This window comes from Porticoccus hydrocarbonoclasticus MCTG13d (genome assembly GCF_000744735.1).
GTDB classification, from domain to species: domain Bacteria; phylum Pseudomonadota; class Gammaproteobacteria; order Pseudomonadales; family Porticoccaceae; genus Porticoccus; species Porticoccus hydrocarbonoclasticus.
Genome location: NZ_JQMM01000001.1, coordinates 2380823 through 2402372, shown reverse-complemented (window position 1 = coordinate 2402372; position 21550 = coordinate 2380823). Strand labels below are relative to the sequence as shown.

Genomic DNA, 21550 nt, shown 5'->3' with positions numbered 1-21550 from the left:
GCCGGAGCCTTTTATTTACTTTATCTCTTATTCTCAGGTCGGCTTCTTCAGATGGTATTTTTTCATTTTCTGGTAGAGCGTACTCTTGGCGATGCCCAAGTGTTTGGCCGCTTGGGTCATGTTGCCTTCCGCCTGTTTGATGGCGGCCTCAATGGTGGATTTTTCAACCCTGTCCAGATTACCCTGGGGTGGTGTGATGAAGGCGTTGACGTGCTCCGGCTCTAAATTGCTTTCCCCTGGCCGATAACCTTCGGGGAGATCGTCAATCGTCAGGGTTTCGTTTGTGGACATAAAACACATGCACTCCACCACATTGGCCAGTTCACGGATATTGCCGGGCCACTCGCGGCTTTTCAGGGCCGTCATCAGGCCCGGTGAGAAGCGTTTCGCTGAGATGTCGTCGGTTTTGCGGATGCGCGCCATCACCAATTGAGCGATTCCTTCGATATCTTCCTTGCGGCCCGACAGTGGGTCGAGACTGATGGTCACGGTGGATAGCCGGAAATACAGATCCTTGCGGAACAGCCCCTCGTTCACTGCGCCTTTCAGGTCGCGGTTGGTGGCGGCAATCAGTCGGAAATCCACGGGGATCGGTTTGATGTCCCCCACCCGGTAAATTTTCTTCTCCTGCAGTACCCGCAGAAACACCGGTTGCAATTCCAGCGGCAGCTCGCCAATTTCGTCGAGAAACAGTGTGCCGCCATTGGCCGCCTCGATTTTGCCGACCATGCCGCCCTTGCGCGCGCCGGTGAACGCCCCCTCCACATGGCCGAACAGTTCGCTGCTGAGAATGTCCCGGGTGAAGCCGCCGCAGTTCAGGTCGATAAATGGCCCGTCGGCGTATTGGCTGCTGTCGTGAATGGCCTTGGCGAATACTTCCTTGCCGACCCCGGTATCCCCCAGAATCAGTACTGGCAGCGGTGTATTAGCAGCCTTGCGGGCCTTGTCCGCACTGGCCTGAAAAGAGGGGCTCTTGCCGTAGATGCCGTCAAACGGATCGAGGCTGGTCGTCGGGCCGGCAGCCAGTGGCTCGGCGGCGGGTTTGGAGGTAGACCGGCGCGGTGACGGCACCAGCACCTGAAAGCCGACAATGTTGCCCTTGTGCAGTATCGGTTCCACCCAATCCTCCGACACCCACAGCCCCGCGTCGTGCGGGTAGACGATTTCATCGCCACCGAAGCGCTGCATCGACAGGCGACGTTTGGTCTCGGGATCGTAGTCGATACCCAGGGAGTCCAGTGCGGCAGCAGCGTTGGCGGTAGAGTTGATCAATCGCCCCTGCTTGTCCAGCAACAGCTTGCCGGTGTTGCGGTAGTGGCCGAACTGACTGTTGCTGTGTTCGAGGATCAGGCTCCACAGGTCCGAGGTCTTTTTCGCCAGGCCCGATTGAATCTGGCTGGCCCAGGCCACCACCAGCGGCACATGGAATTTATCGTAAATGCTGCACAGTCCGGACAGGTCTATCACACCCATCATCTGGTTGTCGTAGGGGTCGGCGATCACCGCTGCTGTACAGGTCCAGGGTTTGAAGCCCTGAATGTAGTGTTCTTCGCCGTGCACCTGGGTCGGCTTGCGGGTTGCCATGGCGGTACCCACGGCGTTGGAGCCGGAATGGCCTTCGTTCCAGCCACTGCCCTCCACCAGTCCGATATCTCTTGCATCGTCAATGGTTCTGGGGTCGCCGACAATCTGCAGGTTTAGTCCCTGGTAGTCGGTCAGGTAGAGGATGGTTTCGAGATCCTGCAGAAACAGGCGCGCCTGTTCCAGCACAGGTTCTGCGCACAGCAATAAATCGGAGTTTCTCAGCCGGTGGTGGGAGAGGGTGTTTTCAGACACCAGCAGTGGTGCCGCTTTCTGTTCCGGGTTCACGCCCTGGGACAGGCAGCGCTCCCAGGAGCTGGCGATTACGTCGCGGATCGGCAGATCTTTGGCCTGGCCACCCTTGCAGAGAAATTGCTCCCACGCGCGATCAATCCCCCGCTGGGCATTCAGGCTGTCGCCATCGGGCCGATAAATCAGGCCGGGCTTTTTAGGACTTGGGCCCCTCACTGTGGATGACCTCCCCCGTTGTCGGATAATCGGCCGGGTAATCGGCAATGACGTGGTAAACCCATCATCTGCGCTCACTGTTATTGGAGTTGCTCAATGCCCGGTTGCGTTCCGCTGGCATTGCCCGCCGGAATAAAAATACTAAGTCCCGCATGGGTGCGACCGATAATAACACGCAGTGTCATGACCTGTCAGTCCGTTCGTGATGCCCCGTGCCCGGATCTGTCCGATAGAGTAACAGGACGTAGATTGCCGACCTGCCGGGCCCATTCGGCCAAAAAAAAGTCTGAAACCCAATAAATTGGGCTTGCCATGATTTTTCTTTAATCATACGATTTGCATCGGGGTTCGTACGATAATAAAACGTTTAATGTCGTGAAAACCCCATGAACAAAGGCGTTCAGCGAAGAAGGAGTGACCGGAGAAACCTCGATGACTAGTGTATTGACCGTTTTTCGGACGCAATTACCACATTTTTGTGGCAAAACTGTTGTTGCTGTTGGGGACGAAGCTGTTTATATTTCGCATTGCTGTGCGGAATGTGCGGCGGCAACTAATAATATTTAATAAATTAGTGGGAGAAGAAAATGGTGATGAAAAACAACACCAGCATCAAGAAAGTAGGTGGCTTTCTGCTGGGCTTTGGGGGGCTGATGGCCGCCGCAAGCCCGACGTTTGCTGTCGATCTAGATTATGGTATGGATGATAGTTTTTTCTCGATCAAGTATAACGGCTATGTCCGCACCACCGTCGGTGTGTTGCTGAATGATCATAAAGAGACCAGTGCCGACGACAAATGGCGTATGAACCAGGCGCGAGCCACCGTCAATATCGATTGGGATATCAAAACCGGGCCGCTGAACTGGCGGGTGGTCACCCGTGTCGAGCACGAACACAAAACCGATTACCTCGAAGACCTGTCTGAGCGTATGGACAAGCAGCATGCTGCCCTTAATGTTCTGACACCCGGTACCGATAACCGTGGCACCTATGGTCGCTATGGCACCGAAGGCAGTTTCATGGACCAGTATGAAACCACTGATGAGATTATGGACATTGTTCGTGAAATCTACTTCGACTGGCAGATCACCGACCGTCTGTTCGCCCGTATCGGCCGTCAGCAGTTGGTGTGGGGGGAATCCGACTTCTTCCAGGCGATGGACGTGGTGCATGGCTACGACTTCCGCCAGCGGCTGTTCTATGAGAACAACGAAGAGTGGCGTAAACCGCTGTTCCTGTTGAACTTCGTCTATGAGGTCCACGAGTGGGATGGTATGTTCAACTTCTATATTCGTCCGGGACTGGATCGCGCCGTGGACATGGGTAGCAACTATAATATTGAAGGCGGTCGCTGGATTCCCACTCCTTACCGCGGGGTTGACTTTACCCAGGTCACGGATGCCTACAACGAAGACCACAACAAGGGCGACTGGGACGACTGGACCTACGGTATCCGCTGGAACGGCCGCTGGGGCTCAGCCGGTTACTCGTTCTCCTATATGAAAACCTTTAACCCGGCTCCAGTGATCAACCCGAACTTGCGTCTGAATCCAGATGGTGACCTCGCAGGATTTGGTTCCTATTATGGTGTTGGCGGCAGCCAAGTAGCCGTACCTGGATTTGATGCAGGCGGTATGCCGGTTGATGTCGCGCTTGAAGGTTATGGCGATGACTATCGCGGTAACAAGCTGTTGGGTGAGTGGCTCTATCCGGAAATCGATGTGTTTGGCTTCACCGTCAACTACTTCAGCATGGCGATGGACTCCACATTGAGTGCCGAAGTGGCGTTTATACCGAACAAGCCTTACAACTACGGCCAGTTGCAGTCCGACCTGCCGGGTTGGGGTGGTATTAAAGAGAAGGACACCCTGAACGTCATGCTGCGGATCGACAAGGAGTTCAAGTGGCAGGAGATTCTCGGTACTCACCGTCCGTCACTTTCCAGTGTCCAGCTGTTTGATACTTGGATCATCAACCGCAAGAAGAGCGATGAAATTGTCGAATTTGCCTCCTTCGGTGAAGAGAAATCCGAGCATACTGTTTACCTGACCCTGTTCACCCTGCTGAACTATACCCGTGACACCATTAACCCCTCGCTGGTGGTCGGTACCGACCTCACCAACGGCGGCGGTTTTGTGATCCCGGCGGTGGAGTTTGTCTGGGGTAACGACTGGCGCCTGAAGGTTGAAGCAGACCTGTGGTGGAACGACGGCGACCGCAAAAAAGTCTGTGGTAAAGCGGATAATAACGGTAACCAGCCTGCGCTCGGACAAGACCTTGGGGTAAGCGGTTGTGATAAAACCGTCGGCGACGACCTGCTTGGTGTGCGTGAAAATGATGCCTCCTTTATGGACTGGTTCGCCCGCGACAACCAGCTGGTCTTCAAGCTGACCAGACAGTTCTAATAAAGATAATAATGAAAATTTGTGCAACTATTGGAAAACCGGATAGTCACAAATAAGACTTATTTTAAAACTGGGAGTATGACTATGTATAAGAAGTTACTAACGGCGTCGGTCGTGGCATCAATGGGCTTTGCGCCCTTGATGGCATCGGCGGAAGACGAAACAGCGCTGCCGCTGTATGCAACAGACCGGGAGCCCGGTTATGTGCAGCCAACGGCAGACGGTTCCAAACCTAACCCGGTGTTCTACGGCAGCCCGGCGAAAGCTGGCCGCTGGGACAACGGCAAACCTGATATGGAAGCGGAACAACTGCCCGAAGGCGTGACCGAAGACCAGGTAATGAAAGCAGGTACCGTGATCAACGCGGCCAACTTTGACAAGGTCAAGGACATGTATTTCGAAGGTAAGCGTGTCGGCGACATGATTACCGAGAAAATCGAGTGGATGATTCGGGAAAAGAACCTGGCGATGAATATCCGTCATTCGGAATTCATCGAGATGGACGAGAAGTACATGCAGGCCACTCAGGATGGTAAGGGCAAAGTAAAATTTGACCCCGAAACCCGTGCAGTGTCTGGCTGGGAAGCCGGTATGTTCTTTGACCCGCAAGAAATCTCTATGGACGACCCCCACGCCGGTGACAAACTGATCTGGAACCTGCGTTCACCGACTTACGGTGCGACCATGGACTTGCGTCACATCTCCTGGGTGTTCCTCGACGGTGAAGACGGCATGGAGCGTATCCAGCGCTGGTGGGCTCGTCGCTACTACATGGAAGGCCGTCTCGATGGTGGTCCGCTGGTAGAAGGTGATGGCGATATCATGCAAAAAACCGTTCTGGTGGCAATCTATCCCCAGGATATTAAAGGTATCGGTATCTTCTCTGTACGCTACAATGACCCCACTGCTGAAACACCGGATGACGTTTGGGCTTATCTGAAGTCTGTTCGCCGTGCACGTCGTCTGTCCGGTAACGCCTGGATGGATCCAATTGGTGGTACGGTACAGCTGTACGATGACTGGGATATCTGGGATGCGGTACCAACCAAATACAAAGATGTAAAACTGGTTGATCGTCGATATGTATTTGCGATTGCTCACGCACCGCTGATGACTGTGGATCTGCGTTTCAGAAACACCATTCAGGAGTTCCCTGCAGTTGGCATGGACATTCCGCCTCACTACTTCCCCGCGCCCCAGGTACAGTGGGAGCCACGTGAAGTATGGGTAATCGAAGGCACTCCGCCCGATGTTCACCCCTACAGCAAGAAAGTGGTGTATATGGAAGTCGATTATCCTCGTCCCTACCTGGGTGAGGCCTACGACAAAAACGGTGAATTCTGGAAAGGCTTTATCTTCCAGAACCGTCTCGACGTAGGTGATGATGGCTACAAGGCGCTGATGCCGGTAGTTGGTCACATCATTGACTTTAAAGCAGACTTCGCGACCAACTGGTCTTCCAACATGAAAGCCAATCCGGCCGGTGTTGAAGAAACAGACGTCACGCTGCAAACGTTGATTGCACTGGCTCGTTAATTCGAACCGGTTCGTTCTGAAACAGGGCTGTCAGGCAAACCTAATCGTTTATCTGGCAGCTCTGTTGCAGTTTACACACTGAAAAATCAATAAAAACGACCGATCAGACGGTGTTCGTAGCACTGTTAGTAGTAAAAGGTGGCCTTTCTGGTCATTTAGATTTTTTTGGGGGTTTTATGAATGTTGCTGGACAGGACCATGCTGGAACCAATTCCTCTGAGCCCGCAGGGCCGGTAGAAAAAACAGCAGGCCAAAAATTTATTGCACTGGTTTTATCAATTTTACCCTGGGCTATTGTCGGCACCCTGTTGTGGGCAGGCCTGTTTGTTAAACCAACTGCCGTGATAGAGGAAGTCACACCACCGGCGATTGACCGGCGTGACAATATTCTCGGCGTCACCCGAGTCGGCCCCGATGTGTATTGGGCGGCCGGTAACTACGGAAAAATCCTTATTTCCACTGACCGGGCGAAAACCTGGACTAATCAAAACTCCACCGTGGATATCCATTTTCAGGATATCGCTGCCTGGGATGAGAACCGTGCCGTGGCCGTGGGGAACAAGGGCGTTGCGGTGGTGACCGACGATGGTGGCAAGACCTGGACGTCAGTGGAGACACCCAAATCTGAAATTTCCAACAAGTTGTTGAAAGTCCATGTATCTCCCGGTGGCGAAGCGCTGGCGGTAGGCGAGATGGGCATGATCATTCAAAGTCTGGATTACGGGAATACCTGGAAGCGCCTGCGCGATGAAGAGGATGTCTTCTTCAATGACGTTGCCCGCACCAATGAAAACACCATCATCATCGCCGCTGAAGCAAGGGCGATTGAAGATCCCGATGCGCCTTATGATCCGCACCAGTTAGTGCCGGACGCTTACGGACTGATTTTCAAAAGTGATGACAATGGTGAAACCTGGCGCACGATTAAGACCGATAGCCTGAACAGTTTTGCGGCCATCGATTTCCGCAATGAGCTGGAAGGGGTTGCCGTCGGTTTGTCCGGTACCATTGTCGGCACCTTTGACGGCGGTGATACCTGGTCACATATCGATAGCAAAACCTCCGGTATGAAAGAGCACCTCATGGATGTTGCCTGGTCTGAACACATGAAAGAGTGGGTAGGTATAGGCAACAAAGGCAAGTGGATAATCTTCTCCGGTGATCTGTCGTCATTTGACACACGTTTCCTGACAGAAGCCGATGCAGAAGTGAAGGATTTTACATCCCACTCGGAACTCGCCCTGACCGGTGATGGCGGGTTTATCGGTGTCGGTGAGACGGTCGGTTATATGGATCTCGAAACGAACCAGTGGACTTTGTTGCACTAGTCATTGACACAGTTGCGTGACGATTCAAATAAACAATTAAAAGATGCGCCCATCCAGGCAGTTTCGGATGGTTGGTGGAGGATAACATGATAGAAAAATTTGCACTTGCCTGTATCAAATTCAGAAAAAGTGTTCTGGCAGTGGTGGCTGTTCTCACAGTTGTATTTGCTTACTTTGCACAGAATATCGAAGTTAAAACCGTATTTGACGACTTGATGCCGACCTCGCATCCCTACGTTCAGATACACAACGAATATAAAAACACCTTTGGTGGCACCAATATCATCACCTTCATGATCGAAGCGGAAGAAGGTGATATTTTCCAGATGCCGGTTTTGAAGAAGGTCCGTGAGCTGACCCAGGGGCTCTACAAGATCAATGCGATCAATGAATTCCAGATCTATTCGATTGCCGGTAAAAAACTGAAGGAAGTGCGCGCTTCCACAGAGGGGATTGAAAGTTTCCCCTATATGTGGCCTGCTCTTCCGGAAGACGAGGCCGGTATTGAAAGGCTTCGGGAAGCAATCCTGCGCAGCCCGCTGGTCTATGGGCCCTATGTGTCCAAAGATCTGACGGCAACACTGGTGACGGTGGATTTCTACGACAATCTTCTCGAGTACAACCGTGCCTATAAACAGGCCTACGAACTGGTAGACAGGTTAGATGATGATGTTGTGGATATCAGTCTGGTGGGCAACCCGATTCTCTACGGTTGGGTAAATCACTTCCTGCCTGAAACTATGAATCTGGTGCTGGTGGCTGCGTTAATCTTCCTGGTACTGCTGTTCCTGATCAACAGAACTTGGCGCGGTACACTGTTGCCACTGTTGTCCGGTGCCATCAGTGCCACTTGGGCACTGGGCGCCGCCCATATGCTGGGTATTCACTTCGATCCGCTGGTAGTGGTAGTGGCGATGTTGATTACCGCCCGTGCGGTATCGCATTCGGTGCAGATGATCACCCGTTTCCACGAAGAAATTGACAAGATGACCGAGGGCCATGATCTCTGTTCAACAGAGGCGGCCCGTCTGACCCTGAAGGACCTGTTGCGTCCCGGCTTACTGGGTATTGCTACGGATGCTGGCTGTGTGACGGTAGTTGCGATCAGCCCGATTCCTCTGTTGCAGAAACTGGTGGTACTGGCGGTTGTCTGGGTTGGTACGGTGGCGGTGAGCTCGATTATTGTCACGCCGATCCTGCTGTCATGGGTCAGAAAACCCAAGTCCTACGCCCACCCGCTGAATCTTGACCTGCTGGTGATCCGTCCCTTCCTTAACATGTGTGTGAAACTTGTGGAAACCCGTGCGCGCTACGTGGTGGTGACGTTCGCGCTGGCGCTGTTTGTTGTTTGTGGTTTTTACGCCGTGGATCTGAAAGTGGGTGATGCCAATCCCGGTTCACCGATTCTCTGGCCTGATGCCCGTTACAATATCGACTCTGACAATATCAACAGCAAGTTCCCGGGTGCTGACCGGATGTTCGTGGTGTTTGGTAATGAAACCCGAGACGAGCAGGGCCTGATGAAAGAGGTCGAGTCTCTGGACAGCATGTTGCGTTTCCAGCGATACATGGAGCAACAGGACGAAATTGGCGGTAGTCTGTCCTTGGCGGATGTGTTGCCTACGGTTAACCAGACAGTGCGGGAAGGTAACTACCGCTATGTGGAGCTGGGTGAAACGACCACCAACAACGCCGAACTGATCTATATGTTCGAACGTGCCTCTGAGCCCGGTGACCTGCTTGGCTTTACCGATGTGAAAGCCACCAATGCTTCGGTGACGTTGTTCTTCACTGATCGTCAGGGTAAGACTATCCAGACAGCGATCGCCCGGATCAATGAGTTCAAGGACAACATGGAAGTCGAAGGGCTGACCATTCACATGGCTGGCGGGATCATCGGCGTGATCGGTGCGGTGAACGAGGTTATCCTCTCCGGACAGATTCAGTCGATTGCACTGGCGCTCTTCATCCTAGTGATGATGTGTATCATTGTGTATCGCTCCAGTATTGCGGGGATGTTCTTTATGGTCCCGGTGGTGCTGTCCAATCTGGTAACCTTCGCCTTCATGGCATGGCAGAACATTGGTATGAACATCAATACCGTGCCCGTTGCTGCGCTGGGTATTGGCCTCGGTGTGGACTACGCACTGTACATCTGTGACCGTATCCAGATCGAATACAAATCTGGCAAGTCACACATCGAAGCTATTTCCATGTCTCTGCACTGTGCGGGACGGGGTGTGCTGGTAACTGCTCTGGTACTGATTGCCAGCGTTGCTGTATGGTTGTTCTCTTCATTGAGATTCCAGGCTGAGATGGGGATGTTGATTGGTCTGTGGCTGTGTGTCTCTGCATTGAGTGCACTGTTCCTGATGCCGGCTCTTGCCTTTATCTTCAAGCCGCGTTTCCTGTTTGGTGAAGTACAGCACCACTGACAGGATAATAGCCTGAATTCCAATGCAAGATTAAACAGGGCCCGGAAGGGCCTTGTTTTTTTGTAGCGTAGATATCGGGTTCAGTGTTTTATGGCCAGTTATCTAAGATGGGTTCGCTTTGGCCTTGAGGTAAAGTTGATAAGGCTGGTAGATGTCTTCATTTTACCGGCTCGATTGATCGAACCAACCATTAACTGAAAATACGGATTTGACCCAACAACAATAATGAAAATGAATACCGATGTGCTGGAATTTAATGAATCCTACCGGAATGGTGCAAAAAAGCTGGCTGTTTATCCGCTCTATGGTCTGACCAAACGTGAATCAGAAGTTGTATTGAGGATCGCGCTGGGCAAGACCAATGATGAGGTGGCGGTACTGTTGGGTATCACCCCGGCCACGGTCAAGCTCCACATGCGAAGTGCCCGGCTCAAGCTGGGTGCCAATAACTCGATCTATCTGATCAGTCGTTGTTTCATGCTGGGTATTTTGCGCGCTGTGTCTGGTTGATTCCCCTGCTGTATTACTGTTGTTTGACGCCGTTGCTGGCAGTTCCCCCCTGACAGGCTGGTGGCGGGGCGTGTCAGGGGATTTTGAATAATCCCGTGCGGCGGCTGATGTGGTCAAGTAATTGCCGTGTAGACGGGTCAGGTGCATCTACGCCGTTTCTCATGCTGTCATGTTCAGACAGCAGACCGGACGCAATGCCTTTACCGAGTTCGACGCCCCATTGGTCGTAGGAATTGATGTTCCAGATCGCGCCCTGCACGAATACCTTGTGCTCGTAGAGTGCCAGCACCTGGCCGAGATGGTAGGGTGTGAGGGCATCGAGTAGCAGCATGTTCGAGGGTTTGTTACCGGGACAGATCAGGTGGGCCGGGAGGTCCGGTTGGTCTCTATTGCCCGCCATCAAGGCAGATGCCTGCGCCAGCAAATTCGCCAGCAGTGTGCGGTGATGTTCATTGATGCTTTCGGGTTCATGGACTGTGGCGACCAGGTCGAGCGGAATTAAATGGTTACTTTGATGAAACAGCTGAAAAAAGGTGTGCTGAGCATTGGTGCCCGTTTGTCCCCAGAGGACGGGACCTGTCGGGTAATCAATGGTTTCGCCGGACTGCGAGACAGACTTGCCGTTACTCTCCATATCGAGCTGTTGTAGATAGCTGGGTAGCAATGACAGACGTTGGCAGTAGGGGATGATGGCCACCGATGGTGCGTCTAGAAAATTCCGGTACCAGATACCCAGCAAGGCCAGAATTACAGGCATGTTTTTGGCGAAGGGTGCTGACCGGAAATGCCGATCCATTGCCCGGGCGCCACTTAGCATCTCTGTAAAGTGCTCGTGTCCCAGGCTGATTGAAATGGTCAGTCCCACACAGGACCATACCGAGTAGCGACCACCGACCCACTCGTCAAATGTCAGAATCTGTGATGACGGGATACCGAAGGTTTCGGCGTTCTGACGATTGGCAGTCAGGGCGATGATCTGGCGGCTACTCACCATCCCCGATAGCTGCAGTTTATTCTCCAGCCAGTGCAGGGTGGTGCGTGTGTTTAACAGTGTTTCCTGGGTGGTAAAGGTCTTGCTGGCGACAATTACCAGGGTTCGTTCGGGATCCAGTTGATTGAGGATGTTGAGTACATCCTCCCCATCCACGTTGGCGATAAAGTGAACCCGGAGGTCCGGGTGCCTGTAGGGGCGCAATGCCTGACAGGCCAGCTGAGGGCCGAGTACCGAGCCGCCGATGCCGATATGAACGATATCCTGTACGGGCTTGCCCGTGACACCGAGCCATGTGCCTTCGCGGATTGAGCTGCTGATAGCCGCCATCTCGGCCAGTGTGGCGCTAATCTGTTCGTCCAGGGCCTCTCCCCCGAACCGGTAACCATCTTCCCGCTCACCTCGCAGGGCGGTGTGAAGCGCAGCGCGTTGTTCCGAACTATTGATTAGCCCGCCGTTGAACAGGGTGTCTCGCTGTTGCTCCAATGTGGATTGTTCGGCGAGGGTCAGCAGGGTTGAAAAAATGGTTTCGTCGATCAGATTTTTTGAATAATCCAGTAATAACCCGTCAACCGACAGGGCAAAACGCCGATGGCGATCCGGGTCCTTCTGGAACAGCGACATCAAGTCGAGTCGTTTGCCCCCCCCTGCCAGTGTTTCCAGCGTATGCCAGGCTGGCAGTGTATCGGGAGAGGAGGTTGTCTTTGTCATGCGGGGGGCTCGTTTGGTTTTGGTCGCTGTCTGATTCTGTCGGCCAGTATCGCATACGCGATGATGACAGTTGGTATGGAAAGGTCTGGCCGTAGTCTACTAGTCTGTCTTATTATTTTAACACCGCTCACTCTACAGATGTCGGCCCATGACCAGGCAGGTATCGAGCATGCGGTTGGAAAACCCCCACTCATTGTCATACCAGGCGAGGACTTTGACCAGCTGGCCGGAAACCCGAGTGTGCGAGCCATCGAAAATACTGGAGTAGGCGGAGTGGTTGAAATCGACGGACACCATCGGTTCCTCCGTATAAGCGAGCACTTCACCCAGCAGGCCGCGCGCTGCCTGCTGCATGATATCGTTCACTTCGGTCGCTGTGGTGGCGCGGCTGGCCGTAAAGGTGAGATCCACCAGCGATACATTGGCGGTGGGCACCCTGACTGCCATACCGTCCAGCTTTCCCGAGAGTTCGGGCAGCACCAGACCAATGGCTTTGGCAGCCCCCGTGCGGGTGGGAATCATGGATAATGTGGCCGAGCGCGCCCGGTAAAGATCTTCGTGGTAGACATCCACCAGATGCTGATCATTGGTGTAGGCATGAACTGTGGTCATGAAACCTGTTTCAAGGCCGAGAGCTGCGGACAGCGGCTGAACCACTGGCGCCAGACAATTGGTGGTGCAGGAGGCATTGGATACGATCCGGTGTTCGGCGGTCAGCAGTGTGTGATTGATACCGAAAACGACGGTCGCATCCACATCCTTGCCAGGTGCTGAAATCAGCACTTTTCCGGCTCCGGCTTGCAAGTGCTTCGCGGCGTTTTCACGCTCGGTGAAAAGACCGGTGCATTCGAGCACGATATCCACCTGCAACGCCAGCCAGGGGAGTTTTGCCGGATTCGGCTCGGCGAGTACGCTGATGGCGTCCTCGCCGATGAACAGGGTCTCGTCGTTGTGACTTACCGACTGGTAGAATTGGCCGTGAACACTGTCAAACCGGGTCAGGTGAGCGTTGATGGCTACATTGCCCTGATCATTGATCGCGACAATGGTTACGTGCTCCCTGAGCTCTGGCCTCTCGTAAAAAGCCCTAAGGATATTCCTGCCGATACGGCCGTAGCCGTTAATTGCTATGCGCAGCATATTCGTCTCCCTTTAAGGCCTATTATTGCCTGATTGGTCGCCCAACAACATCCTCAATTTAAGTCGTGGCAATATGCAACAAACGCCTCTGCCACATAACCAAAATGGCTTTTCGACTTGACTCTCCGGAGCCACTTCAATATATTACGCGGCCTCACGCACTCGTAGCTCAGCTGGATAGAGTACTCGGCTACGAACCGAGCGGTCGGAGGTTCGAATCCTCCCGAGTGCGCCATAAAGTAAACCCTCGCCTGAAAGGCGGGGGTTTTTTTACGGGCCACGATGGTGGTGAGAACCTCCCCAGGTTGCGCAGCCCCGCAGGGGGCAAAACGGCCATAAGCCGTTTTGAACCAACTCTCCCTGACGAGGATAAACGGTTACATAGGTCGCGATTTTGTAATGTGGTCGGATTGCCGGCCCGCCAGTACAACTGACGTCCGTTCAACGGTGTGCAAATAGTTGCTTGGGAGACACGTGGTTCACTCCCCCCAAGGGTTATTGATTTCCACCCGAATCGGATTTCTTCGACAAACCGGTCGGACCGAATTCCTGATTCTCTGGTTATCTGGATCTCTGGATCTCTTTATGACGATCTTGGACGCCGGTATTAAACAATAATATTTCCCGTGAACCAGCAAACGATGTCTATTTATTCGTTTGATCCGGCTTTCTCTGTGAGGCAGTGTTGATTGTTGGTCCGCCCAGATTCTCGGCACCGAGCAGGATAACTTCAATTTCTTCGGTAATTTCCTCCTGCCGCAATACGTTGCAGGCTCTGGTTAACTCCGCCTCCTCATCTTCCAGATGCCTGACAGCACCCTCCAAGTGGGCTACCCGGTGATGATTTTCTGCCATCAGTGAGATGTAGAGCATCTCGAACAGTACCGCAAAAAGATAATACTCGGTCAGCTCTGCCAGGAGTTCACGAGGTGGCTGGTGTAATAAGGGTGGATGGCTGAAGGTCCTTACCTGTTCTTCAGATAAAACTGCCAGATTGTGGAAGGGCGGCAGCAATCTTTGTTCCCGAATCAGTTCGGGAGTTTCATGGTAGAGACATACCAGTGACATGGGACCATGAGTTTGCTGAAGCTGACTCAGTTCGTTGACCAGGTGGTTTAGCAGTGAGGTCACTTCCTCAGTGATGCCGGCTCCGTCCAGAGTGAGCAGTATTCTGGGATCCTCGTCCAGCAAGGTACAGAGCTTGTGCCCCACCGCGATAACCCCAACCTCTGCATACTGTGGCTCGCTCTTCAGTCGGTCCAACAGGGCATGATTAAAATCACCACAAAAGCCTCTCTCTGAGCCAATCAATAGACACACTGTTGGCATATCTTCGCTGTCGGGCAGGATGTCAGGGTAAAAGTGAAGGAGGTCTGCCGCTGCATGCTCTATGCTTTTTACCACTTGCTGCTGGGCATCCAGAAAACGCGTCAGTTTGCGCGTTTCCATATAGGCCAGGGTTTTCATGGAGTTCATGATTTCCTGGATTTCCCCCAGGCTGTACCGGTGCTCTTCCAGACTGCGGCGGCTCATGCCATCTCACTTAGCCATCTGGCCGCAGCGGTTTGCCAATCACCCCTTGGGCTGTCCAGCACCAGGTCGCTTTGGCGGACGTTTTCCTGTAGCCGATCGAGATAGCCCGCTATCTGTTGGGGTTCAATTTTATCGAGCAAATGGTCATTAAAGGCAACCAGCCAGGCCATCTGCGCAGTGGCTGGCAGGGGGCAGAGGCGATCCTGTTTGAGGATTTCGCGCAATAATTGGCCGCGGTGGATGGTCGCCTCCATGGAAGCCTCGAGGCGTGCGCCAAAGCGGGTAAAGACTTCGAGTTCCTGAAATTGCAGATAGTCGAGTTTCATCCGCCCGGCTTCCTCCTTGATGCGAGGATGTTGGGCCTTGCCTCCGATGCGTGACACTGACAATCCAATATCAATGGCGGGCCGAAAACCCCCGGCAAACAGGTTCCGGTCCAGATAAACCTGACCATCGGTGATGGAGATCAGATTGGTGGGAATATAGGCGGCGATCTCTCCGAGCTGTGTTTCCACAATGGGCAGTGCCGTCATACTGCCGCCACCATGCGCGGCATTCAGGCTGGTCGAGCGCTCCAGAAGCCGTGCGTGAACTGAAAAAATATCACCGGGGTAAGCTTCCCGGCCCGGTGGCCGCCGCAACAACAGGGACAATTCACGATAGGTGCGGGCATGGGTGGAAAGGTCGTCATAGATCACCAGGACATCACGACCCTGATACATCCAGAATTCCGCAATAGCGCAGCCGGCAAATGGAGCCAACTGCTGGAGTCCCGGCAGGCCAGTCGCCTCAGCCACCACCAGTGTGGTGTAATCCAGTGCCCCGAATTCCTTCAGGGTTTCCATGACGCTGACCACGGTGGAACGTTTTTGTCCGATCAGCACGTAGACACAGTAGATATCCTGATCCTTCTGGTTGATTACTGTATCGATGGCTACAGAGCTCCGTCCCAGGCCCTCATCACCAATTAACAGCTGACGCTGTCCCCGGCCAATAGGGATCATGGTGTCGATGATTTTGATGCCGGAATACAGTGGCTTGTGAACAAAGTCCCTGGCCACAATGGGTGGAGAAAACGCTTCAAGAGGCTGCCAGCGGGTATGGACTGGTGGCTCGCCGCCATCCAAAGGCCTGCCCAGTGGATCTATTGTCCTGCCGAGCAGTGCATCGCCCACCGGTACGCTGAGCGGTTGCCCTGAGCGCTGCACAGTGGTACCGGAGGTCAGCGTCTCCGTCGCGAGCAGTAAAATGGCTCCAATCATATTCTCGTTGAGGTCGAACACCATACCCCGACTGCCATCGTCAAACAGCAGCACGTCATCCATGGCTGCCGACGGCAGACCGGTGATCCAGGCAATACCATCCCCCACAGAGACTACTGTCCCCTGTTCGTGAATTCGCAGGCCCGGCTGGTATCTGTCCAGCCATACTGACTGACGTTGCAGCAGGTGGCTTTCGAGTGCGGGGCTATCCTTGTGAATGTCGCCCTGAGTCTCGACGCTATTTTTGTCGGAACTACTGCTCATGGTTACTCAATTCCACGAAACCGTGTAACTCATCGCGCAGGTTGGCCGCCAGCACCCAAGCCCCCATGGTGATATGCAGGCCAGCCAGCAGTGTTGGGTCTTCCTTGAATTGGATGGTTGCCGTCCAGCCATTGTGGCTGAGTACCTGCTGGAGTTGCTGGCGTTGCTGTTCTTTCATTGGGTAGGCGCTGGTGATGGTAATGGTATTGGATGGCGCCCCATTGTGGGCGAGTAATGTGGCCAGACGTTCTGGTGGCAACTGCTTCAACTCGGCGATGGCCAATTCAACCAGCCGGTTCTCGGTCTCCTGAGATGTGACCTGGGACAGTAATTTCCCCGCAAAACGAGCACCCTGAGCGAGTGCACTTTCCTCGACCTTGCGTTGGGCATCTGCCTGGCGCCGGGTTTCGGCAATCCGGACTTTTTCCCGCTCCTGCTCCAGGGTGTCCCGCAGCTCGGACATCTTCTCAGCGCGCTCCGCATCCAGTTCTCTGTTCAGGGTATCCCTCGCTTGCTGACGTTCCTGCTGCCAGTGTTCCAGTCGCGTCTCATATTGCTGCTTTAATTTTTCAGCATCATTGTTCAGTGCCCTGGCGTCGCTGAGCGTTTTCTCGACACCCGCCTGACGCCTGGCGATGACGCCCAGCACTGGCTTGTAAAGAAAATGCTTGAGAATCCAGATCAGCACCAGAAAGTTGATGATCTCGAACAAAAAGGTGGACCAGCTCAATTCCACGGATAGTTTCCTTGTCGATCTGGTGATGGCATGGCGTATGTGTCCTCAACCACTAGGTGAGATATTCCAGCAGGGGGTTGCGGAACAGGATAATCAATACAACCACCAGCACATAGATAGCCAGGGATTCAATCATCGCCAGTCCGATAAACAGGGTGCGCATGATCGAGCGCTCTGCCTCCGGCTGTCGGGACAGGGCCTCTAACGCGCGGCTAATGGCCCAGCCCATGGCAATGGCCGGCCCCATGACGCCCAACGAGATGCCAAAAACAGCGGCGACCGTGGATGCCAGGCTAAAGGTGGATAGATCAGTCATCGGTATCTCCTTGCCCTTCTGAAGGGGATGATTGCTCAGGTTGTTGACGGGATTGTTGTGACTGGATGCCGCCGGCCACATAAATCAGTGCCAGCATGCCAAAAATGTAGGCCTGCACCAGCGCCTCGATAATATGCAGCATCAGGATGGGTACAGGGGCCAGGAATCCCGCTACCAGCAGAATCAGCAGCGCCGCCATTTCCAGACTCATGATATTGCCGAACAGTCGCACGGCCAGCGCTACGGTACGGGTCACTTCGCTGATCAAATGAAAAGGCAATAGGATCGGACTCGGTGAGAGGTAGCGGCGCAGATAATTTCGGATGCCCTGAATACGAATACCAAACCAGTGGGTTGACAGAAACACCAGTATGGCCAGGGCTGCGGTGGCGGAAAGATCCCGGGTGGGGGAGTGTACCCCGGGGATTAGCCCGCAGAGATTGGCAATGACCAGGAAAATCCACAGGCTGGCTATCAGCGGCATGATCTGTCTGGCGTGTTGCGGCGCAGCATCCGCCACCGCCTCTTCGATGACCAAAATAATGCCTTCCACGGCGGATTGCAGCATTCCGGGATTGTCGACACTGAGGCGTCGTGACACCAGCCAGGAAAATAGACAGATGATGGCCATGATGCCCCAGGTGGTGACCACGGTCACTGAAATATCAATGGGGCCCAGTTGGAACAGGGGTAGGATCATAATTTCCGGGTTATCCATGGTGCTATTCCCGGATGAACAGGTAGACATTGAGGGCGCCGACCATCACGCCGACCAGAATCAGGCTCACAGTCCAGCGGCTGGAATAGGCGGTGGCCAGGCTGTCCAGCCACTGGCCGAGATAGGCACCACAGACTATCGGCAGTACAAGCAACAGTCCGAGGGTGCCGATGTAAACCGTCTGACCCAGCATTGTGAGCCGTTCCCGTTCTGCTTTTTTCATGCGCTTGACCTGGCGCTCAACTCGCTTTCTCAGTTCATCAGGATGTGACATGGTTCATCCTTCCCCGCTTGGAACTCAGTTCCCACAGCCGTTTGAGAACTTCTTTCTCCATACGTTGCAGGCTCTGTTTCATCGTGTGAAGCTGCTCCTCTTCCCTGAGCAGCTCTTCCTGCAAAGCCTGACTGATGCGGTTGTAGTCGTCATCCAGCAGGTAGCGGCGGGTGCTGAGGGTCAACAGGTTATCGTGAAAATAGATAACTGCTCCGGGCAGTGCCAGGTATTGCCAATGCTCACCGTTCACCTGAAAGCGTGCCAGCCCGACCACCAGCACGGCAATCATACGGGTATGACTGGCCAAGATGCCGAAACTGCCAGAGCTGTCTTCGCCTACAAATGAGGAGACCCCTTCAATTAGATGGCTGCGAGTCGAGCCCCGGAGAGAAAGGGTAAAGGTTTTCATGTGGCAGGCTCCGCCATAGTACCGCGCATATAGCAGCGTTCTTCAGGGACCTCATCGTAGTCACCTCGCAAAAAACCTTCACAATCTGCAATGGTCTGCTTCAGTGGTACCGACACCCCGGCAATACCAGAGTGGCCTGCGGTGCTCCAGAAAGGCTGGGTCAGGTAGCGTTGAAGTTTGCGGGCGCGCATGACAATTTTTTGATCCTTGGGAGATAGCTCCTCAATGCCCAGCATCGCAATAATGTCCTCCAGTTCATGATAGCGGGCCAAGTGTTCCCGCACACCTTCCGCTGCACCGTAGTGACGTGAACCCAGGGTATGCTGATCCATCAACCGGCTGCCCGACTGCAGTGGGTCCACCGCCGGGTAAATACCCTTGCCCGCCTGAGCGCGAGACAGAATAACGGTGGTATCCAAATGGCTGAGGATGGCACTGACCGCCGGATCAGTCATATCATCTGCCGGTACGTAGACGGCCTGCACCGAGGTGATGGCACCCCGCAGGGTGGATAAGATGCGATCCTGCATTTCCGCGACTTCAGTGGTGAGGGTGGGCTGGTAGCCTACCGTGGCAGGCATACGTCCAAGTAGGCTGGAGACTTCGCTGCCTGCCTGCACAAAGCGGAAAATGTTATCCATGACAAACAGCACCTCCTTTTGCAGGCTATCGCGCAGGTACTCCGCATAGGTGAGGGCGGAAAGACCGATGCGGAAGCGCACGCCGGGCGATTCGTCCATCTGACCGAAAACCATCAGAGTTTGTGGCAGCACGCCGGCTTTGTCGATTTCGTGCCAGAGTTCGTGTCCCTCTCGAATGCGCTCGCCGACACCGGCAAACACTGACACCCCCTGATGGAGCGTGGCGACAGCATGCATAAATTCCATAATCAGTACGGTTTTGCCTACCCCCGCCCCGCCGAACAGGCCGGTTTTGCCGCCTTTCACAAAGGGGCAAAGCAGGTCGATCACTTTAATGCCGGTTTCTAGCACCTCGCCTACCCCGACGGCTTCACTAAGTGGCAAAGGCTTGTTGTGGATGTTCCTGAATGCTACCGGTTTCAGCTTGTCTTTGCCGTCCAGGGGTTCCCCGAAAATGTTCAGCAGGCGGCCAAGGCAATCCGGTGCGACCGGCACATGCAATGGCGCGCCGGTGTCAAATACGGTCATACCCCGATAGAGGCCGCTGCTGCGATGCAGCGTAATAGCGCGCAAATGATGTTCGTCCAGGTGTTGGTGGACTTCAAACAGGTAGGTTTCGCTGTTGAGGTGAGCACACAGCGCCTGGTGCAGTGGGGGGAGGGTGTCGCAGGCAATAACCACCACCGGGCCGTGGACCTCCACAATTGCCCCGATGGGTGTTAACCCCTTGTCCCGACAACCTAAGGGTGCAGTCATAAAAAAAGTATATCCTCAAATCCGCCGGGAAACATTGATCTCTGTTCTGGCGAGTGCGAGTTCAGGTTTCTTCCTTAAGCACCTGATTGGTGAGCACATCCTCACCGGTCCGTTGGCGGATCTGCTCTCTCTGCTGCTCTGCAAGCTGCTCCTCATGGTGACTGAGGCTGCTCCCGACCCAGCTGTCCATCAGCTTCGCGGTTACCAGGTCGCCGCTGACATTGATGGCTGTGCGACACATGTCGAGTATCCGATCAACCCCCATGATCAGCGCGATGCCCGCAGCCGGTATGCCGACACTGTCGAGCACCATGGCGAGTATGACAATGCCCACTCCCGGGGTTGCCGGTGAGCCGATTGAGGCACCAACTGCAGTGATCACGATCAACACCATGCCACCAAGCCCGATATCGATGCCGAATACCTGTGCGAGAAACATGGCAGCCACACCCTGATAGAGCGCCGTACCATTCATGTTGATAGTGGCCCCCAAGGGAATTACGAACTGTGATATGGAGGGCCTGACGCCGAGTTTTTCCTCGGCCACCTTGATAGATAGCGGCATCACTGCTGCAGAACTGGAGGTGGAGAAGGCCAGCAACAGCACTTCTTTGATGTCGTTAAGAAAGGTCAGCGGGTGTCGCTTTGCCACGATCAAAATAATCAGCAAATACAAAGCCAGTAACAGCAACAGTCCCAGTAGTACCGTCAGGACATAGACTGCCATGCCCAGCAGGGCATCGATGCCAAGCTTGGCGGTTAACTGCAGTATCAGCCCGAACACGGCGATCGGTGCCAACAGCATCGCCCAGCGGACGACGGTCATGCAGACTTCCTGGAGGGATCCCATCAAATCGAGCAGCGGCTTGGCCTGCAGTGGTGTCATCATCACCAGTGCCACGCCCATGATCATGGCAAAAATTACCACCTCCAGCATATTGCTTTCCACCATCGCGGAGAGCGGATTAGAGGGCAGCAGCGTGACGATTTTTTGCGGCAGCTCATCAAGTACGGGGCTGCCGGACGCTTCTGTCGACTGGATTGGCTCGACCAGCGAAGCGAGTTGCAGTGCCTGCTGGTCGATGTATTGCCCCGGTTTGATCAGGTTGGCGATGGTTATGCCAATCACGATGGCGATGGCCGTGGTGAAGATAAAATACAGCACCACTCTGAAACCGGTTTTTTTGAGCTGCTCCAGATCCTCTGTGGCCGCCAGTCCGCGAATGATGGAGGCGAAAACCAGCGGAATGACAATCATTTGAATCAGGGCGAGAAACAGTTTGCCGGGCAGTGCCAGCCAGTCGCTGATGGCGGCAGCATCAGCGGGTGATACCCAGCCCAGACTTGGGCCCATCAAAATGCCGACGACAATGCCGAGAAACATGCCAACAAGCACCTGAAGCCACAGTTTTCCCCGGATCAACCCCTGCAGGGACGTGCTTAAATACTTAAGTGAGCGGGGCTGGAGAGCCTTGACGGTAGAACTCAGAAGGTTGTGATTTGACATGACGGCGGGTAATCACTTTTTAACGTCCA

The 21550-nt window shown here is 54.1% G+C and carries 17 protein-coding genes and 1 tRNA gene; 6 read left to right on the top strand and 12 right to left on the bottom strand.

From position 1 onward, the window contains the following. Positions 1–33: 33 nt before the first annotated feature. Positions 34–2049, bottom strand: a complete 2016-nt coding sequence (locus U740_RS11425; protein WP_051921539.1) for a sigma-54-dependent Fis family transcriptional regulator — start codon at positions 2047–2049, stop codon at positions 34–36. 593 nt (positions 2050–2642) lie between these two features. Here U740_RS11425 and U740_RS11420 point away from each other — a divergent pair. The 5 genes from U740_RS11420 (at position 2643) to U740_RS11400 (ending at position 10263) form a co-directional block, all read left to right on the top strand. Next, positions 2643–4454: a DUF1302 family protein gene (locus U740_RS11420; protein WP_051921537.1), complete on the top strand. Its 1812-nt coding sequence runs from the start codon at positions 2643–2645 to the stop codon at positions 4452–4454. An 84-nt stretch (positions 4455–4538) separates the two neighbouring features. Continuing rightward, a complete protein-coding gene (locus U740_RS11415; RefSeq protein WP_200877083.1) occupies positions 4539–5990 on the top strand; it encodes a DUF1329 domain-containing protein in 1452 nt (483 codons plus the stop codon). A gap of 176 nt (positions 5991–6166) precedes the next feature. Further along, complete coding sequence (locus U740_RS11410; protein WP_051921534.1) at positions 6167–7318, top strand: WD40/YVTN/BNR-like repeat-containing protein; 1152 nt, start codon at positions 6167–6169, stop codon at positions 7316–7318. A gap of 86 nt (positions 7319–7404) precedes the next feature. Next, positions 7405–9753, top strand: a complete 2349-nt coding sequence (locus tag U740_RS11405; RefSeq protein ID WP_036860837.1) for an efflux RND transporter permease subunit — start codon at positions 7405–7407, stop codon at positions 9751–9753. 225 nt (positions 9754–9978) lie between these two features. Continuing rightward, on the top strand, positions 9979–10263 hold the full coding sequence (locus U740_RS11400; protein ID WP_051921532.1) for a helix-turn-helix transcriptional regulator: 285 nt from the start codon (positions 9979–9981) through the stop codon (positions 10261–10263). A 73-nt stretch (positions 10264–10336) separates the two neighbouring features. Here the strand turns inward: U740_RS11400 and pgi are convergent, their stop codons facing one another. Both pgi and gap read right to left on the bottom strand, forming a co-directional pair. Next, positions 10337–11965, bottom strand: a complete 1629-nt coding sequence (gene pgi, locus U740_RS11395) for a glucose-6-phosphate isomerase (RefSeq protein ID WP_036860836.1) — start codon at positions 11963–11965, stop codon at positions 10337–10339. 132 nt (positions 11966–12097) lie between these two features. Then, entirely contained in the window at positions 12098–13105 is a 1008-nt protein-coding gene (gene gap, locus U740_RS11390) for a type I glyceraldehyde-3-phosphate dehydrogenase (protein WP_036860835.1), read from the bottom strand. 158 nt (positions 13106–13263) lie between these two features. Here gap and U740_RS11385 point away from each other — a divergent pair. Then, positions 13264–13340, top strand: a tRNA-Arg gene (locus tag U740_RS11385). Positions 13341–13750: 410 nt separating this feature from the next. On the opposite strand, the gene U740_RS11380 is transcribed toward U740_RS11385, so the two are convergent. The 9 genes from U740_RS11380 to U740_RS11340 all read right to left on the bottom strand — a co-directional run bounded on the left by U740_RS11380 (position 13751) and on the right by U740_RS11340 (position 21521). Then, positions 13751–14638 (bottom strand): F0F1 ATP synthase subunit gamma, encoded by an 888-nt coding sequence (locus tag U740_RS11380; RefSeq protein WP_051921530.1) that lies wholly within the window; start codon positions 14636–14638, stop codon positions 13751–13753. Continuing rightward, the gene (locus U740_RS11375) at positions 14635–16164 is read right to left on the bottom strand and encodes a F0F1 ATP synthase subunit alpha (RefSeq protein ID WP_081890931.1); all 1530 of its coding nucleotides are present in this window, start codon (positions 16162–16164) and stop codon (positions 14635–14637) included. The genes U740_RS11380 and U740_RS11375 overlap by 4 nt, the downstream gene beginning before the upstream one ends. Continuing rightward, positions 16154–16900 carry a F0F1 ATP synthase subunit delta gene (locus tag U740_RS11370; protein ID WP_036860834.1) on the bottom strand — a complete coding sequence of 249 codons (747 nt, stop codon included), beginning with the start codon at positions 16898–16900 and terminating at the stop codon, positions 16154–16156. Before U740_RS11370 ends, U740_RS11375 begins: the two co-directional genes overlap by 11 nt. 52 nt (positions 16901–16952) lie before the next feature. Then, entirely contained in the window at positions 16953–17216 is a 264-nt protein-coding gene (gene atpE / locus U740_RS11365; protein WP_036860833.1) for an ATP synthase F0 subunit C, read from the bottom strand. After that, positions 17209–17934: a F0F1 ATP synthase subunit A gene (locus tag U740_RS11360; RefSeq protein WP_036860831.1), complete on the bottom strand. Its 726-nt coding sequence runs from the start codon at positions 17932–17934 to the stop codon at positions 17209–17211. The genes atpE and U740_RS11360 overlap by 8 nt, the downstream gene beginning before the upstream one ends. Positions 17935–17938: 4 nt before the next feature. Beyond that, the gene (locus tag U740_RS11355) at positions 17939–18208 is read right to left on the bottom strand and encodes an AtpZ/AtpI family protein (RefSeq protein WP_036860829.1); all 270 of its coding nucleotides are present in this window, start codon (positions 18206–18208) and stop codon (positions 17939–17941) included. After that, entirely contained in the window at positions 18195–18617 is a 423-nt protein-coding gene (locus U740_RS11350; RefSeq protein WP_036860825.1) for a F0F1 ATP synthase subunit delta/epsilon, read from the bottom strand. The genes U740_RS11355 and U740_RS11350 overlap by 14 nt, the downstream gene beginning before the upstream one ends. Beyond that, the gene (atpD, locus tag U740_RS11345; protein ID WP_051921528.1) at positions 18614–20014 is read right to left on the bottom strand and encodes a F0F1 ATP synthase subunit beta; all 1401 of its coding nucleotides are present in this window, start codon (positions 20012–20014) and stop codon (positions 18614–18616) included. The genes U740_RS11350 and atpD overlap by 4 nt, the downstream gene beginning before the upstream one ends. Positions 20015–20075: 61 nt before the next feature. Next, positions 20076–21521, bottom strand: a complete 1446-nt coding sequence (locus U740_RS11340; RefSeq protein ID WP_036860822.1) for a dicarboxylate/amino acid:cation symporter — start codon at positions 21519–21521, stop codon at positions 20076–20078. Positions 21522–21550: the final 29 nt, after the last annotated feature.